The sequence below is a fragment of the Stagnihabitans sp. genome, from assembly GCF_964946895.1.
On the sequence record NZ_CBBQHX010000025.1, the window covers coordinates 52,028 to 68,323 of the forward strand.

Below are 16,296 nucleotides of genomic sequence, written 5' to 3' on the forward strand. Positions count from 1 at the left end.
AAGGTCGTCCTGTTAAGTGCCTGTCTTCGAGCGACTGTTCTGGGGCGCTGAAGATTCGCCATTTCATTCCAAGGTCATATATCGCCTGACTTGACTGCCGGCTTATGCCGGCACGGCTCAATCTGGCAGGCCTGCTCCCATGTGAACTGCCCGGGTCGGGTTGCGTTCGTTCACAGCGGCGAACAGTCATATCAAGGCCTGGATGCCAAGGCTTGCCTCAAGGTCTGCTGTCCGCGCCAAATTAGGTCCGCCGCGCCTTGTTTCGGTGCGATTGCATGCAGGCGGGTGGGTGGTTGCTTGTCAAAGCCACGCGTCATTGATGCTCTTCGCGGATGGCAACTTGGCAGGAAGGTTAACACATATCCTCTTTGCTATGCTTTCATGCATAAACATCATTTGACGGATATGCTGAGCCATTGCATTGGTCACACAGCGTAATGGCTGGAGAAGAAACCGGCTGTCGCTTGGGTATCGCCGCGCCAAGATGCGGCATGGGAGGACTACACATGAATATTTCCAGACGCGCGCTTCTGGCGCTGACCGGTGCTGCATCCGCATCCTCGTTGTTCGGTTTGCCGGCCTTTGCTGCCAGCAAAGGCACTGTCGGCATCGCGATGCCGACCAAATCCTCGACCCGCTGGATCCACGACGGCGAGTCGATGGTCGAGCAGTTCAAGGCAGCTGGCTATGATGCCGACCTGCAATATGCCGAAGACGATATCCCGACCCAGCTGAGCCAGATCGAGAACATGATCACTTCGGGCGTCAAAGCCCTGATCATCGCCGCAATCGATGGCACCACGCTGTCGAACGCGCTGAAGAACGCCCACGCCGCCGGGATCAAAGTCATCGCCTATGACCGTCTGATCCGTCAATCGGGCGACGTTGACTTCTATACGACCTTCGACAACTTCCAGGTTGGCGTTCTGCAAGCGAACTCGCTGGTGGCCGGCCTGAAAGAGCGTTTCCCGGGCGTGAAGCCGTGGAACATCGAATTGTTCGGCGGGTCGCCGGACGACAACAACGCCTTCTTCTTCTTCGACGGCGCCATGTCCGTCCTGAAGCCGATGATCGACGCGGGCGATATCGCCGTGCCGTCGGGTCAGATGGACATGAAGGTGTGCGGCACCCTGCGTTGGGATGGTTCGGTCGCTCAAGCCCGGATGGACAACCTGCTGTCTTCCAACTACGGCGACAAGAAGCTGAACGGCGCGCTGTCGCCCTACGATGGTCTGTCGATCGGCATCCTGTCGTCGGTCAAGGGCGTGGGCTACGGTTCGGGCGACATGAAGATGCCGGTCGTCACTGGGCAAGACTGCGAAATCCCGTCGATCAAGTCGATCATCGCGGGCGAGCAGTATTCCTCGGTCTTCAAGGACACCCGCGAGCTGGCCAAGGTCACCGTCAAGATGGTTGACACCGTGCTGTCTGGTGGCACCCCGGAAGTCAACGACACCAAGACCTATGACAACGGCGTCAAGGTCGTTCCGTCCTACCTGCTGAAGCCGGTTCCGGTCGATGCAAAGAACTACACGGACGTTCTGGTTGGTTCGGGCTACTATACCGCTGACCAACTGAAGTAAGCGCGCGCCGAAGTAGATCGGGGCGGGTGGTGCGCCACCCGCCCCTTTTGGTGATTTGGTCCGCCCTGCGCCGCCGTACAGATCATGGCTTCTACAGCAGCGCTTTTTCGGATCAGATTGCGTTCAGGGACCGGTGGTCGCAGCCCAATTTCGGCTGGCGACCGCAGTTTCCTTAAATCCGGGGGCAACCCGGAAGCCGTTGAGGGGGAACCGAATGCCGACACTTCTGGAAATGCGCGGGATCACCAAGACCTTTCCCGGCGTCAAAGCCTTGGACAATGTGACGTTCAGCGTGGAACAGGGCGAAATCCATGCCATCTGCGGCGAAAACGGCGCGGGCAAGTCCACGTTGATGAAGGTGCTTTCGGGCGTTTATCCGCACGGATCCTATGAAGGCGAGATCGTCTACGACGGCACGCCGTTGGCTCTGAAAGGCATTCGCGACAGCGAAGACAAGGGCATCATCATCATCCATCAGGAACTGGCGCTGGTTCCCAAACTGTCGATTGCCGAAAACATGTTCTTGGGCAACGAAATCGCCTCACGCGGGATCATCAACTGGCCCAAGGCGTTCCAGGTCACGGAAGGCTGGCTGAAGAAGGTGGGGCTGACGGAACCGCCGGGCACAGTTGTGGGCAAGCTGGGTGTTGGCAAACAGCAGTTGATCGAGATTGCCAAGGCGCTGGCCAAGGACGTCCGCCTGCTGATCCTTGATGAGCCGACGGCTGCACTGCAGGAAAATGACTCGGAAAAGCTGCTGGACCTGATGCTGGAGCTGAAGGCGCAGGGCGTCACGCAGATCATCATCAGCCACAAGCTGAACGAGATCGCCAAAGTCGCCGACCGGATCACCGTGATCCGCGATGGCACCGCGGTGTCCACCATGGACAAGCACGAAATCACTGAAGACCGCATCATCCGCGACATGGTGGGCCGCGACATGGCGCACCGCTATCCTGAACGGGTGCCCAATCCGGGTGCGACGTTGATGGAAGTGTCAAACTGGTCGGTCTGGCATCCCGAACAAACCGGCCGTCAGGTCATCAAGAACGTCAGTCTGACCGTCCGCAAGGGCGAGATTGTCGGCATTGCCGGCCTGATGGGCACCGGGCGGACCGAACTTGCCATGTCGATCTTCGGCAAGTCCTACGGCAAAGGCCATGAAGGCACCGTCAAGATGAATGGCAAGGTGGTCGATGTCTCCACCGTGACAAAGGCGATCAACGCCGGGATTTCCTATGTGACCGAGGACCGCAAGGCGCTTGGTCTGATCCTGGAAGAGCCCATCGTGCGCAACACGACGCTGGCCAACCTGCAGGGCGTGTCCTTGCGCGGCATTCTGGACAAGCGGCGCGAAACCAAGGTGGCCGAGGATTACCGCAAGCAACTGGCGATCCGCACGCCGGGCGTGCAGCAGAAGGTGGTCAACCTCTCGGGCGGCAACCAGCAGAAGGTGGTCCTGTCGAAGTGGCTGTTCACCGATCCGCAGGTGCTGATCCTGGATGAACCCACCCGCGGTATCGACGTGGGCGCAAAGTTTGAAATCTATACTATCATGAAGGAACTGGCCGAACAGGGCCGCTCCATCGTGATGATCAGTTCGGAAATGCCGGAACTGCTGGGGATGTGTGACCGCATCTATGTCATGAACGAAGGCCGCATCGTGGGCGAATTGTCCCGCGAAGAAGCGAGCCAAGAGAAGATCATGGGAATGATCCTGAAGGGTGAGGGGAAGGCTGCATAATGGCGGACATTTCAGTGGACAAGAAAGCCGTGGCTGAGAAGAAAGACATCGGAAGTCTTTTGGGCGGCCGCCTGCGCGAGAATGGCATGCTGATGGCGCTGGTCGCCATCGTGGCCTTCTTCACGATCATGCTGAACCTAGACGGCAAGTCGTTTCTGGTGCCGGCCAACATCACCAATATCTTCCTGCAGAATGGCCACATCATAATTCTGGCCTTGGGGATGCTCTTGGTCATCGTGTCGGGCCACATCGACCTGTCGGTCGGTTCGGTTGCCGCGTTCACCGGGGCGGTTTCGGCCTATCTGTCGGTCAACGTAGGGCTGCCGTTCTATCTGGTTATTCCGCTGGGCCTGATCGTCGGCGGCCTGATTGGTGCTGCACAAGGCTACTGGGTCGCCTACTGGCGCATCCCGTCCTTCATCGTGACGCTCGCTGGCATGATGGTGTTCCGGGGGGCTACCCTGTGGCTGCTGGGCGGCCAGAACATCGGCCCCTTCTCGCCCGAGTTTCAGGCGCTGGCCAACGGCTTCGTGCCAGACGTGTTCGGCTTCGAAAAACCAAATGTCCTGGCACTTGTCGTGATCGCCATCGCCATCGGAGTCCAGTTCTGGATCGGCTTCCGCGCCCGCGCCCGGGATGCCGAATTCGGCCTTGCTGCCGAACCTATGGCGCTTTTTCTTGGCCGTACGATCATTATCGCAGCCGGCACGGGTTTTGTGGGGTACCAACTGGCTTACTTCCGCGGACTGCCTGACGTGCTGGTCGTGCTCACCGTCCTGACCGTCCTCTACGGCTTCTTCACCGAGAACACGACAACCGGTCGCCGCATCTATGCCGTTGGCGGCAACGAGAAGGCCGCCAAACTGTCAGGCATCCGCACCGACCGACTGGTGTTTCTGTGCTTTGTCAACATGGGCGTTCTGGCAGCTTTGGCCGGCATGGAAGTGACGGCCCGCCTCAACTCCGCAACGCCCAAGGCTGGCACGGGGTTTGAGCTTGATGCCATCGCCTCGGTCTTCATCGGCGGTGCCTCGATGACGGGCGGGTCGGGCAAGATCGTCGGCGTTGTGATCGGTGCCTTGATCATGGGTGTCATGAACATGGGCATGTCGATCATGGGCATCGGCATCGAATACCAACAGATGATCAAAGGTCTGGTCTTGCTGATCGCCGTGATCTTTGACGTCTACAACAAATCGAAGTGACTTTGCGCCAAGGCCAAAGAACAGATCGATGGCCTTGGGTCTATCTGTTGGTGCTTTGGCCTAAGCGCGGTTGATCGAGATTTCTTGGGGAGATCCAGCCAGTCTGGTATCGGGCCGCTGTTCTTGTGTTGGCGTCCCGATCCCAGCACTTGAGGAAACGTCTGACCGTCTTGCGGAAGACCCAGTCGTAGACGGCGGTAACCTACCATTTCATGGAATTGCCCAGACCGGGACCCGTTCAGCTGTTCCATACAGCATAGCCGGACAAATTCTTGGCATCGCGGCACACCAACGAGGCGTGTGGGCGATGCACGCGGTCCCGATCCGGGATTCAGTCGGCCAGACGGGTGCCGTCAGCGGTGAAGCGGTGGAGGTGCGACAGGTCAAGTTCCAACCCGACTGTTTGACCCGGGGAGGGCGTGGCGTTGGGTGCGACCTCGACCACGAAAGTGCCGGACGGCAGGTCGAGGTACACAAAAGAGGTGTTACCCAATTGCTCGACCACCCGCGTGGTGCCCTGCAGCACACCTTGCCCGGCCGCCACGACCCGGACATGTTCGGGCCGGATTCCAATCTCAACCGGGTCCCCTGCGCCGCGCACACGGCCACCGCCGGGCAAGATCAGATCGCCAGCTTCAGCCGTGACGGGCAGGAAATTCATCGCCGGGCTGCCAATGAAGCCAGCAACGAAGCGGTTGGCGGGGGCATTGTAGAGGTCTAGTGGGCTGCCAACCTGTTGCACCACGCCCTTGTCCAGCACCACGATTTGGTCAGCAAGTGTCATCGCCTCGACCTGATCATGGGTGACGTAGATCATCGTGGTCTTCAGGTCCTGATGCAGCTTGGCCAGTTCCAGCCGCATCTGGACTCGCAGCAGCGCATCAAGGTTCGACAAGGGCTCGTCAAACAGGAAAACTTTGGGGTCGCGCACCAGCGCCCGGCCAATGGCAACGCGCTGGCGCTGGCCGCCGGAAAGCTCGGCCGGGCGACGCTCCATCAGGGGCTCCAACTGCAGCAACTTGGCCACGCGGTCAGTCTTGGCGTTCTGTTCGGCCTTGGGGGCACCTGCGAGGGACAGCGAGAAGCCGATGTTCTGGCGCACGGTCAGGTGCGGATAAAGCGCATAGTTCTGAAACACCATCGCCACGCCCCGGCGCGAGGGTTCTTCGTAGGTCACATCGGTTTCGCCGATCTTGATGCCGCCTTCGGTGACTGTTTCAAGCCCGGCTATCATCCGCAACAGGGTAGACTTGCCGCATCCGGACGGCCCGAGCAAAGCGCAGAAGGCGCCGTCCTCGACCCTCAGGTTCAAGCCCCGCATCACCTCGACCGCGCCGTATTTCTTGGCGATGGATGTCAGTTCCAACGATGCCATGGTTTACCCCTTGATTCCGGCTGAGAGTGTGATGGCCTGCGTGACGCGGCGCTGGAACAGCAGATAGGCCAGCGCCACCGGCAAGCCCGCCAGCACCGCCCCCGCCAGCAACCGGCCATAGTAGACGCCGAACGCATCCTGCACGGCGGTGATGCCGACCGTGACCGTCATCATCGTCTCGTCCTGCGCGGCAAGGAAGGGCCACAGGAAGGCGTTCCAGGCGCCGATGAAGGTGATGATCGCCAAAGCCGTGGTGATCCCCCAGTTCATCGGCAGGAAAACGCGGAACAGCAGTTGAAATTCGGTGGCACCGTCCATCACCGCAGCCTCGCGGAACTCGCGCGGCAGGCCGTCGAAGAACTGCTTGTAGACGATCACTGTTACCGGCGTCAGCAGCATGGGCAGGATGATGCCCAGATAGCTGTTGAGCATGCCGATCCCTGCGATGATGATGAAGTGGTTCACGATCAGCGCCGAAACCGGGACCATGAAGCTGGCAAGGATCGTCCACCACAGCGCCTTGCGGCCCGGAAAGGTCAGTTGCGAGATGGCATAGCCCGTGCAGGCGGCGAGCATGACCGCGACGACCGTGATCGAGATCGAGACGATCGTCGAATTCAGATACCACCTCAGCAGCTTGGAATTCTCGATGTCGTAGATGTAGCCAAACAGCGTGGGGTTCGACGGCAGAAGGCCGAAATCGGTGACGGTGTCCTGATCGTAGCGAAAGCTGGTGATGATCGCCCAGTAGATCGGGAAGAACCAAACCAGGGCGCAGATCACCGTCAGGGTGGTCAGCAGAATGCCGGCGACGTCAAGTCGGCGGCGCGGCGCGGTCTGAGTCATCTTTGCCCCCTGATGCGCAGGATCTGGAATTGCAGGATCGAAAAGACCACGACCACGACGAACAGCGCCACGGCTAGTGTGGCCGCATAGCCGCCTGCGTTCTTCTGGAAGGCCTGTTCGTAGATGTACTGCACCATCACCATGGTGGCCTGTGTGCGTCCGCCCATCGCGAACAGATAGACTTGATCGAAGATCTTCATTTGCAGGATCAACTGGATCGTCAGGCACAGCACGGTGATCGGCCAGAGCAGCGGCAAGGTGATGCGGGTCAGCATCTGGCGGCGGGTGGCGCCGTCGAGGGCCGCCGCCTCGTAAATCTCTTGCGGGATGTTGCGCAGTCCGGCGAGGAACAGCAGGATCGAAAAGCCGTTCGTCCACCAGATGGTGATCACGGCCACGCCGGGCATGAACCACGGGATCGTGCGCCAGATGTTCACAGGCTCTCCCACGATGGCGGTGATCGGTCCTTGCAGCATGCCGAACTGCACGTTCGTCAGCCAGTTCCAGATCAGATAAACCACCGAGATCGGCAGGACGTAGGGCAGAAAGAACGCCGCGAGCACCACACTTTGCACCCAACCGTTCAACCGCCGCACCATCAGCGCAATGGCCAGCGCCACGATCGTGCCGGGCACCACGGTCAGCGCCACGAAATAGGCGGTGTTCAGGACGGCCTTGTAGAACGTCGGGTCCTTGAACATGCGGGTGTAGTTCTTGAACCCGATCCACTTGCCGGCACCAATCAGGTGGGCGTCGGTAAAGCTCAACTGCACCATCTGGATCGTCGGATAGATGAACATCCAGCCGTAAATCAGGATAAATGGGGCCACCAGGATGTAGGCCACCAGAATTTCGCGTCGCCGGTTTCTCAGCATGGCCGCCCCATTTCAGACAAAGGACCGGCGGGCTTTTGAAAAGCCCGCCGGGATCGTCAGCTTATTGCAGCGCGTCGAGTTCGGCCTTCATGTCGGAAACGGCGGTTGCGGGGTCGGTCTCGCCGTTGATCGCGGCGGTGAAGGCGTTGCCTGCCGCGTCAAACAGCGGAGAGGCCACGCCAGCATGGATCGACTTGGGGTCGAACACGGCGTTGGCCGTCAGCTTGGCATAGGTCGCTTGCGGCTGCATGGCCTTGTATTCGGCACTGTCGGTGACAGCCTTGTTGGCCGGGATGTGGCCGGCGGTGGCCCAGAACAGGGCGTGGGCTTCCATCCACTTGATCACTTCCAGAACGGCGGCGTGCTTCTCGGCCGTGGCCGGTTTGCCGACGTTGTTCGGGATGGCGAAGGTGTGGCTGTCTTCATAGGTGCAAGGCTTGTCGAACAGGACCGGGAGTTCAATGGCACCCCAGTTGAACAGCTTGTTCTGCTTGGCAAGGTCGACCATCGTGGGAACTTCCCACACGCCGTTGATCATAAAGGGTGCTTTGCCTGAGGTGAACAGCGCCACGGTCGACGGATAGTCGGTCTTGGGCGGGTTGTAGCCATTCTTCACCCAGTCAGAGATGACGCCAACGGCCTTGGCGAGCTTGGCCGGGCTGTCGCCGGGGAACCATGCGCCGTCAGTACCGATGTCGCCGCCCTGCTGGCAGAGCAGCGAATAGATCGTGCGGAACGCAAAGCTGCCGTCCGCGGTGACCTGAGCGATCGCCCATGGGTTGCCGCCATCCTTCAGTTTCTTCAGTGCGGCATTGAAATTGTCCAACCCGTCGAGCCCGGTCGGAAGGCCATCAGCCCCGATCAGACCGGCTTTGTCCAGCAAGTCCTTGTTGTAGTACAAAACAATCGGGTGCGTGTCGAAGGGCACGGCATATTGCTTGCCATCGACGTGGACCGCATCCCAGGTGGCCGAGGCGAAGCTGTCGCCCGAAAGGCCCATCGTCTTCATGTCGTCGGCCGAGATTTCCGACAGCGTGCTTTCGCTGACCGCCAGCGGGATCCGGCTGGCGTGATAGGTCATCATGTCCGGGCCTTCGCCCACGGCAGCCGAGGTTTGCACTTTGGAATAGAACGGCGTGCCCCAAGCCAGCGTGGTCGCCTGAATCTCGATGCTGTCCTTGTGTTCGGCGTTGAAGTCTTCGATCAGCTTCTTCATCCGAACGCCGTCGCCGCCGCCGAGGAAATCCCACCAGACGACCGTTTCCTTCGCTTGCGCCCCCGTTGCTGCCATGACGGCGGCAAGTACGGCTGCCTTGAGTGTAAATCGCATTGTATCCTCCCCGATTGTGAAGTCAGAACTTCCACGCCGCGACGGTTCCACTCGCCTACGGGCGCACGCGGGCGGGTGGGCCGGTTATCCGGCATAGTGCGACTCCGGCAGGTTCCTCCTCGAACCGGTCGGGGTCGATGTGCTGCAATGACGTCAGCCTAAGGATGCCACTGCCGCGCTGTCAACAGGCTTGTCGATATGTATCCGTCATCTTGATACATCAACCGCCTACGAACATGGTCGCCGCCAGTCGCACGAGGCGATCAAAGAGACCGTCGGCAACCGGATCGGCGTCGGGTGCTCCACCGGTCAAACGGAAGGTACTGGCCACGAGACCGCCCTTGCCCACGCGACGTTCCGCGATGAGCGCGGCGGGTTTGTGGACCCAGCCGACGACGATACCAGAGTGGACCGGGCCGCCAAACTCCCACCCGGAAAAGCCGCCCATGACATGATGTGGCACCACGTCCGAAAAGGACAGGTCGATCAGCGGGCCGCCGGGCAGATCGGCAAAGACCCCCTCTCGGCGGATCCAGCTAAAGCCGGCAATCCAGTCGCCGCGCCACATGGTGCCATGCCGCGCCATGTGCGTGATGTTGGGCAGCGGGAACTGGGCACCAACCGGAATTCCGGGGGTGTCATCGACGACCGGAATGAAGGGCTGCTCGCGGCCGCGCGTCTCAACACGCAGATTGCCTTGGGTTTTCTTAGTCCCATCCGCTAGAACCAGATAGCGCGCACCGGCCTGCATCGCCCGCACATCACCCTCGTCCAGCGCATGCGTCAGGGTCACTTCAGCCTGATCGGCCGACACAACGTGATATCCCAGCGCCACCGCACGGGCCGCAAGGCGCGCATCCGCGGTGCTTACCCGAGTCAACCCGCCAGTCTGGCGCGGCGCATAGAGTGCGAGATCTACCTGATTGCGGGCCACCGCCGCGGCCCCGCTGGTCAAAGAGAAAGACACGGTCAGCATACGGTTCGCGGTACTGTCCGGCAAGGTAAGGGTCAGCACGCCAAGGTCGGCGGTGCTCAAAGCAGCGGTCCCCGGAAAGGCGATTTCACCCGACTGGCCCTCGACCGACCAGTGCAGCCAACCCGGAGAAAGAGCGGCCCCGCCGCTGGCCACGGTCAGGCCCATCGACCACGCCTGCCCCGCTGTTCCGGCATAGCGCTTCACATTTGGCACGATGACCACATCGGCATTTACCTCTGCAAGTCGCTCGTGGAACACCCGGGGATTGCGGTTCATATCCAGAAGTCCGTTGGACTCCCAATGCACATCCGTCAATTCGGTGATGACATAGCCCTGAATCTGCGGCCAGGCCCGCATCGCCTCGATTTCATATTTCAAATTGGCGAATTGATACCATTGGGCTTGAGTGACCATGTTCTCGAGTGAGCCGAAGACCCGGTTTAAGCCGAGGCTGACAAAACGATCCTCGATGCCATGCGGATGGGCCGCCCCGTCACCCCAAAGTTGGCCGGTTCCCATCCACCATGGCTCCGCCCCGTCGATCTGTACCTGGGCCGGCTGCGGCAGGCCCCAGACGCCGAATTCCGAGACGATCTTCGGCTCATCCCCTCGCCTGAAGCCATCGCCAAAGGGCGACCAGGTCCAGGATGCCCCCTGCGCCAGTTCCTCTGTCAGCGCATCCCATTCAGCGCGCCGTTCAGGGACCGATCGGTAATAGTGGAAATCGTCCAGATCGCTTTTGACGTGGAAATTGCCCTGACAAGGAGAATTGTCGCAGACAAGACGCGAGGGATCGCGGGCTTTCAGCCAGTCGAACATCCCCTCAAGCCAGCGCCGATGCGCCGGGTCATCGCAAAGCCGCGTGCCCCAGTCTTCATTGATCAGTGTCCAGATCACGATTGAGGGGTGGTTCCCGTCCCGCACGATCATGCCCTCCATCGTCTCTTTCAGACGCATGGCTGCGGCATCAGACAGGCTACCGACATTGGGCAAATCGTACCACAACAGCATGCCCATGCGGTCCGCCACGTCCAGATAGCGGGGATCGGGCACCTTTATGTGATAACGCAACATGTTAAGGCCCAAGGCCTTGGCCTTGGCGAACTGATCCTCCAGATAGGCGACCGAAGGCGGGGTGCAGATGCCCTCAGCGTAGTAATCCTGGTCCAGCGCCGCGCGCATGTAGAACGGCTTGCCGTTCAGGAACAGCTTGCCGTTGGCTGAGGTGAAGTTGCGGAAGCCGAAGCTGTGTTCCGTGATGTCGCCATCCAGATCAACCCGAAGTCGGTAGAGTGCCGGGTTGTCCCCAGACCAGAGCTGGGCCGAAGCGACACTCAGCACCTCGCCTTGCGCCACGATCTGCCCCTCAGGGTCCAGCACGGTCAACTCCCGGGGGCCGCTGCCCGTTTCGGTGATCGTGGCGTCAACTCTGCCGGTTTCAGGATTGGCGGCGATGGCGCAGTGTGTCAGATGGCGCGCCGCCCGCGTCTCTAGCCGGACGGACTGCCACAGGCCACCGGTCGGGCCATACCAGCTCATCTTGCCGTGAGGAATGTCGGAGAAATTGTCAGGCGCGGCATCGTCGGGGCCGGGAAGATGACACTCGACGTCAACCCGCACGGTCTTGCCTTGCAGATCTGCCGGTATCTTCGCCTCGAACGGCAGCCAACCGTTGCCGTTCTGGGCTATCTCTCGCCCCTCGACCCGCACCACCGCGAAATAGGACACGGCACCGAAACAGAGAAACGAGGCGCCCTCGGTCGGAATCGCGACGGTGCGGCTGTAGGTGGCATGGCCATGGGCCTGCCGCAGATCGGCAAAAGCCGCTTGCCATGGCAGCGGCACGGGGGCTTGCCGCGCAACGCCGTCGGAATGGTGTACAAAATCCCACAGGCCGTCCAGCGACAGGACCGTCCTGCCCGAAAGCGCAGTCGCCATGGCGGCCTCCGATAATACTTCAGTTATATTATAATCAATCGCATTAACGGCGGGCTTGGCAAGACGATTCGGCGGGGTTATTCCGGGGTCATGACGAAACGCCCAACCATGGTGGATGTAGCCCTTGCGGCAGGTGTGTCGCAGGCGACGGTATCGCTTGTGATGTCGGGTGGCGCATCGGCGCGAATTTCGGGCGCGACACGCGACAAGGTACGCGCGGTGGCCGCGGATTTGGGCTATACGCGGCGGGGCTTTGCTCGTGGCAACGGCTCGGGCGTCGTGGCCCTGCTGATCGACGAGGTGACGACGACGCCTTTTGCCATGCCCTTCCTCGACGCCGCCAAGGACGAGGCGGCATCTTTGGGTTGGTTGGTGGCCAGTTTCATAACCGGCGGCGATCCGGCCAACGAGGCGGCCATCTTGCAAACGCTGGGGGCGCTTGACCTTAAAGGCGTGATCTATGCCCGCCTTATCACGCGGACGGTTCATCCGCCCGAGGCGCTGTTTGCGCTGACCGCCGTTCTGCTGAACTGCCACGAAGCCAGCCGCCGCCTGCCCACCGTCGTGCCGGGCGATGTGGCGGGCATGCAGTCCGCGACCGAGGCGCTGATCCGCGCCGGCCATCGCCGCATCGCACACGTGCCGGGCGAGGATTGGACCGAGGCCAGCCGTGACCGCCTGCGCGGCTACAAGCAAGCCCTGGCCGCACATGACATTCCCTTTGACCCGGCGCTGGTCTCGCCGCCCGCATGGACGGTTGGCTCGGGCCGGGCGGCCATGGAGGGGCTGCTGGCCTCCCGCCCCTCGGCTGTGACCTGCTTCAATGACCGCGTGGCGATTGGCACCTATGAAGCGATTCGCTCCGCAGGTCTGACAATCCCCGGTGATATTTCGGTCATAGGCTATGACAACGAGGACCTTGTGGCGCATCTTGCGCCACCTTTGTCCACCGTCCAGCTGCCACATGAAGAAATGGCCCGCCTTGCGATCTCTGTGCTGGCGGAGGGCGGACGGCCCTTGCAGTATCAGCGCATCAAGGTAGACAGCCCGCTGGTGCTGCGCGCCTCTGTCGCGGCATTCAGCGTTTGACTATATCCGGAACGCTGATAGAGACTTGATTCGAACCATTTGGGTAAGAAGACTGCACCATGAGCCGCAATTTCCTGATCGTGGACCCCGAAGACGGCATCGAGGTTCTGAAGGCCTTCGCCTCTCCGGCCCGGGTGAAAGTGCTGAAGTTGCTGCACACTCAGGGTCCGCAGAACGTTAATGAGATTGCCGAGGCGCTGGGGCTGCCGCAAAGTTCGGTTTCGGCCAATATCCAGCAGCTGGAGGAGGCGGGCCTGATCCGCACCGAAGTGCAGCGCGCCCGAAAGGGCAACCAGAAGATCTGCCACAGCCTGTTCGACGAAGTTTTGGTCATGTTCAAAGCCCAACCCGAAGAGGCCAACCGCAACACGATCGAGGTGGCAATGCCTTTGGGGCTTTACACCTCTTGCGAGGTTTCGGCGCCCTGCGGCCTGTGTTCCACACAAGGCGTGATCGGGTTGCTGGATGTGCCGGACACATTCCTTGATCCGGGGCGGATGGGGGCTGGGCTGATCTGGTTCACGCGTGGCTATGTAGAATACCAGTTTCCCAACAATTCCAAGCTGATGGCGGGCGACCTTGCGTCGATCGAGTTTGCCATGGAGCTGTCCTCCGAGGTGCCCGGAACTGCCGCCAACTGGCCATCGGACATTACGGTTTCGGTCAACCGCATCGACGTCGGAACATGGACCAGCCCCGGAGATTTCGGCGACAAGCGCGGCGTCTATACGCCCGATTGGTGGAAACTGAAGGGCAGCCAATATGGCAAACTGAAGAACTGGCGCATCACCCGCGAGGGCACCTTTGTGGATGGCTTGAAGATCAGCCCGATTTCACTGACTGACCTTGATCTGGACAAGCACCGCTCGATCCGATTGCGGATCGGCGTGCGCGACGAGGCCCGCCATCCCGGTGGGATCAACATCTTTGGCCGGGGCTTTGGCAACTATGATCAGGATATTGTCATGCGCCTGACCACCACGGGTTAGCCCCAGCCCCACAATAAGCTTGACGAAGCACCCACCCTTCCCGATATACATCGTTAAATCGGATACTGACGAGCGTTTCGGTGCAGGATCCAACGTTGGGGGGAACGGCTATGAAGGCGAATGTCACGGCGCATCGGGATTATACGATCGCGAAGATCGATGACCGGATCTATTCGGCGTTTCTTGAGCATCTGGGCCGGGCAATCTATTCGGGCATCTACGAGCCGGGCCATCCGACTGCCGACAAGAACGGCATGCGCGGCGACGTTGCGCAACTTGTGCGGGATCTGAAGATTCCCTATGTGCGCTATCCCGGCGGCAACTTCGTGTCCGCCTACAATTGGGAAGACGGTATCGGCCCGAAAGACCAGCGCCCGGTGCGGCTGGACCTCGCCTGGCACACCGCGGATGCCAACCAGGTCGGCGTCCATGAATTCCAGGATTGGTGCGATGCCGTAGGCACCAAGCCGATGCTGGCGATCAACCTCGGCTCGCGCGGGCTGGATGAGGCGCGCAACTTCGTCGAATATGTGAACGGCCCGACCGGCAGCTTCTGGGGGGACCTGCGCAAGAAGAACGGCCGCGCCGAGCCCTTCGATTGCCGCATCTGGTGCCTTGGCAACGAGATGGACGGACCCTGGCAGGTTGGCCACAAGACCGCCGACGAATATGGCCGCGTGGCCAATGAAACCGCCAAGACCCTGCGCGCCTTCGACAAATCGCTGGAGCTGGTGGTCTGTGGGTCGTCGAACTCGGACATGAAAACCTATCCCGAATGGGAGCGGATCGTGCTGGAACACACCTATGAGGCGGTGGATCACATCAGCCTTCACATGTACTTCGCCAACCGCAAGGGCGAGACGCAGAACTATCTCTCGCTGAACCACAAGCTGGACCGCTACATCACAACCGTCGAGTCGACGATCAATCTGGTCAAGGCGAACAAACGGTCCAAGCACGATGTCGGCATCAGCTTTGACGAATGGAACGTCTGGTATCACTCCAACGAACAGGACCGCGCCATTCTGGCAGGTGCAGAGGGCTGGCCTCATGCGCCGCGTCTGTTGGAGGATATCTACAACTTCGAAGATGTGCTGCAGGTCGGCCTGATCCTCAACACATTCATACGCAAGTCGAATGTCGTGAAGATGGCCTGCATCGCGCAACTGGTGAACGTGATTGCCCCGATCATGACCGAGCCGGGCGGCGCGGCATGGCGGCAGACGATCTATTATCCCTACTACTTCGCCAGCATTTACGGGCGCGGCACGGCGCTGCAACTGTCGGTGAAAAGCCCGGGGTATGATGCGGAGCATGACGACAATGTGCCCTTCATCGACATCGCGGGCGTGCATGACGAGGAAGCCGGCACCGCGACATTCTTCGCTGTCAACCGCCATGCAACAGATGCCTTGACCCTGACCCTCTCGCTGCAGGGCTTTGGCGATCAGGCCACGGTCATCGACCATCAGGTGATGACCCATGCCAACCTGCGCGCGTCCAACACGCTGAATGCACAGACCAATGTCGTGCCCCGCGCCGGCAGCGGTTCGGTCGTGGAGGATGGCACCCTGACCGCCAGCCTGCCACCGCACAGTTGGCAGATGATCCGCGTGAAGCTGGGCTGAGCCGAACGAAGACCGGACGCTCCGCTAGGTGTTTGATCCCGGAGTTTGATGGAGCATTGTTTTCCCCAGCATGGAGGGATGTGCTATGGGACAGGTCCTGCACGGGAGCGCCACCACGACAGAGGCAGTCTGAACCGCGCCGGGTTTGCCGGAGGCTGATGGATCTTAGTTAGGCGGCCATGGGTTCCGTTTCCAGAGCTGCGTAGCAGTTCGCTTCGGCTTCTGCGGGTGGGATGTTCCCGATGGGTTCGATAGGTATCGCGGGCGAGCGCCACTGGTCAGAGCGAACCCGCGATGGGTTGTTGAACCAGTCGGCCCATTCGAGGGTTGCGTATTCGACGGCTTCGAAGCTGCGCCATGGGCCGCGACGATGGATGACTTCGGCCTTGAAGAGTCCGTTGATCGTCTCGGCGAGGGCGTTGTCGTAACTGTCACCGACGCTGCCAACGGACGGTTCGATGCCGGCCTCGGCCAATCGTTCGGTGTATTTGATCGACAGGTATTGGGCGGATTCGACCGGTCGTCGCAACACCTTGATGTTGGAGGTGTTGATGACGACAGGAAGACGGAAGTCGGAGCGCTCGACGCGACGCAAATTGTCCTCGCCAGGTCGGCCGCCAGTCTGGCAGCGAGAGAACCTGTGTCGGTTCTGGCAGGAGATTGCTGCAGGGCTGTCCAGCGAGGAAGCCGCTGTTGCAGCAGGAGTGTCTGCTCCGGT

The 16,296-nt window shown here is 60.7% G+C and carries 12 protein-coding genes; 6 read left to right on the forward strand and 6 right to left on the reverse strand.

Annotated features, from left to right (window positions below):
- The first annotated feature begins 506 nt into the window (after positions 1-506).
- From chvE to mmsB, 3 genes are all read left to right on the forward strand, one after another.
- A complete protein-coding gene (gene chvE, locus AC1Y2B_RS15710; protein WP_482254051.1) occupies positions 507-1,583 on the forward strand; it encodes a multiple monosaccharide ABC transporter substrate-binding protein in 1,077 nt (358 codons plus the stop codon).
- A 214-nt stretch (positions 1,584-1,797) separates the two neighbouring features.
- Entirely contained in the window at positions 1,798-3,327 is a 1,530-nt protein-coding gene (gene mmsA / locus AC1Y2B_RS15715) for a multiple monosaccharide ABC transporter ATP-binding protein (protein WP_482254052.1), read from the forward strand.
- A complete protein-coding gene (gene mmsB, locus AC1Y2B_RS15720) occupies positions 3,327-4,532 on the forward strand; it encodes a multiple monosaccharide ABC transporter permease (protein WP_482254053.1) in 1,206 nt (401 codons plus the stop codon). The genes mmsA and mmsB overlap by 1 nt, the downstream gene beginning before the upstream one ends.
- Positions 4,533-4,863: 331 nt before the next feature.
- Here mmsB and AC1Y2B_RS15725 read toward each other — a convergent pair whose 3' ends face one another.
- From AC1Y2B_RS15725 to AC1Y2B_RS15745, 5 genes are all read right to left on the reverse strand, one after another.
- Positions 4,864-5,907, reverse strand: coding sequence for an ABC transporter ATP-binding protein (locus AC1Y2B_RS15725; protein ID WP_482254054.1), 1,044 nt, complete (start codon positions 5,905-5,907; stop codon positions 4,864-4,866).
- 3 nt (positions 5,908-5,910) lie between these two features.
- Positions 5,911-6,753 (reverse strand): carbohydrate ABC transporter permease, encoded by an 843-nt coding sequence (locus AC1Y2B_RS15730; RefSeq protein WP_482254055.1) that lies wholly within the window; start codon positions 6,751-6,753, stop codon positions 5,911-5,913.
- On the reverse strand, positions 6,750-7,628 hold the full coding sequence (locus AC1Y2B_RS15735; RefSeq protein ID WP_482254056.1) for a carbohydrate ABC transporter permease: 879 nt from the start codon (positions 7,626-7,628) through the stop codon (positions 6,750-6,752). The genes AC1Y2B_RS15730 and AC1Y2B_RS15735 overlap by 4 nt, the downstream gene beginning before the upstream one ends.
- A 61-nt stretch (positions 7,629-7,689) precedes the next feature.
- A complete protein-coding gene (locus tag AC1Y2B_RS15740; RefSeq protein WP_482254057.1) occupies positions 7,690-8,958 on the reverse strand; it encodes an extracellular solute-binding protein in 1,269 nt (422 codons plus the stop codon).
- A gap of 220 nt (positions 8,959-9,178) precedes the next feature.
- A complete protein-coding gene (locus AC1Y2B_RS15745) occupies positions 9,179-11,872 on the reverse strand; it encodes a glycoside hydrolase family 2 protein (RefSeq protein ID WP_482254058.1) in 2,694 nt (897 codons plus the stop codon).
- A gap of 90 nt (positions 11,873-11,962) precedes the next feature.
- Between AC1Y2B_RS15745 and AC1Y2B_RS15750 the strand changes: the two genes are divergently transcribed.
- The 3 genes from AC1Y2B_RS15750 to arfA all read left to right on the forward strand — a co-directional run bounded on the left by AC1Y2B_RS15750 (position 11,963) and on the right by arfA (position 15,578).
- Entirely contained in the window at positions 11,963-12,961 is a 999-nt protein-coding gene (locus AC1Y2B_RS15750) for a LacI family DNA-binding transcriptional regulator (protein ID WP_482254059.1), read from the forward strand.
- 59 nt (positions 12,962-13,020) lie between these two features.
- Positions 13,021-13,950 (forward strand): ArsR/SmtB family transcription factor, encoded by a 930-nt coding sequence (locus AC1Y2B_RS15755; RefSeq protein ID WP_482254060.1) that lies wholly within the window; start codon positions 13,021-13,023, stop codon positions 13,948-13,950.
- A 110-nt stretch (positions 13,951-14,060) separates the two neighbouring features.
- Complete coding sequence (gene arfA / locus AC1Y2B_RS15760) at positions 14,061-15,578, forward strand: arabinosylfuranosidase ArfA (protein WP_482254061.1); 1,518 nt, start codon at positions 14,061-14,063, stop codon at positions 15,576-15,578.
- Between the two features lie 169 nt (positions 15,579-15,747).
- Here arfA and AC1Y2B_RS15765 read toward each other — a convergent pair.
- Positions 15,748-16,296 (reverse strand): integrase core domain-containing protein (locus AC1Y2B_RS15765; protein WP_482254062.1); only part of this gene is annotated, 549 nt, incomplete at its 5' end.

What these genes read in the sequence shown, in the direction of transcription:
- chvE (WP_482254051.1), top strand. Translation starts at nt 507, where the DNA reads ATGAATATTTCCAGACGCGCGCTTCTGGCGCTGACCGGTGCTGCATCC.
- AC1Y2B_RS15745 (WP_482254058.1), bottom strand. Translation starts at nt 11,872, where the DNA reads ATGGCGACTGCGCTTTCGGGCAGGACGGTCCTGTCGCTGGACGGCCTG.
- mmsB (WP_482254053.1), top strand. Translation starts at nt 3,327, where the DNA reads ATGGCGGACATTTCAGTGGACAAGAAAGCCGTGGCTGAGAAGAAAGAC.
- AC1Y2B_RS15735 (WP_482254056.1), bottom strand. Translation starts at nt 7,628, where the DNA reads ATGCTGAGAAACCGGCGACGCGAAATTCTGGTGGCCTACATCCTGGTG.
- AC1Y2B_RS15725 (WP_482254054.1), bottom strand. Translation starts at nt 5,907, where the DNA reads ATGGCATCGTTGGAACTGACATCCATCGCCAAGAAATACGGCGCGGTC.
- AC1Y2B_RS15740 (WP_482254057.1), bottom strand. Translation starts at nt 8,958, where the DNA reads ATGCGATTTACACTCAAGGCAGCCGTACTTGCCGCCGTCATGGCAGCA.
- AC1Y2B_RS15755 (WP_482254060.1), top strand. Translation starts at nt 13,021, where the DNA reads ATGAGCCGCAATTTCCTGATCGTGGACCCCGAAGACGGCATCGAGGTT.
- arfA (WP_482254061.1), top strand. Translation starts at nt 14,061, where the DNA reads ATGAAGGCGAATGTCACGGCGCATCGGGATTATACGATCGCGAAGATC.
- AC1Y2B_RS15750 (WP_482254059.1), top strand. Translation starts at nt 11,963, where the DNA reads ATGACGAAACGCCCAACCATGGTGGATGTAGCCCTTGCGGCAGGTGTG.
- mmsA (WP_482254052.1), top strand. Translation starts at nt 1,798, where the DNA reads ATGCCGACACTTCTGGAAATGCGCGGGATCACCAAGACCTTTCCCGGC.
- AC1Y2B_RS15730 (WP_482254055.1), bottom strand. Translation starts at nt 6,753, where the DNA reads ATGACTCAGACCGCGCCGCGCCGCCGACTTGACGTCGCCGGCATTCTG.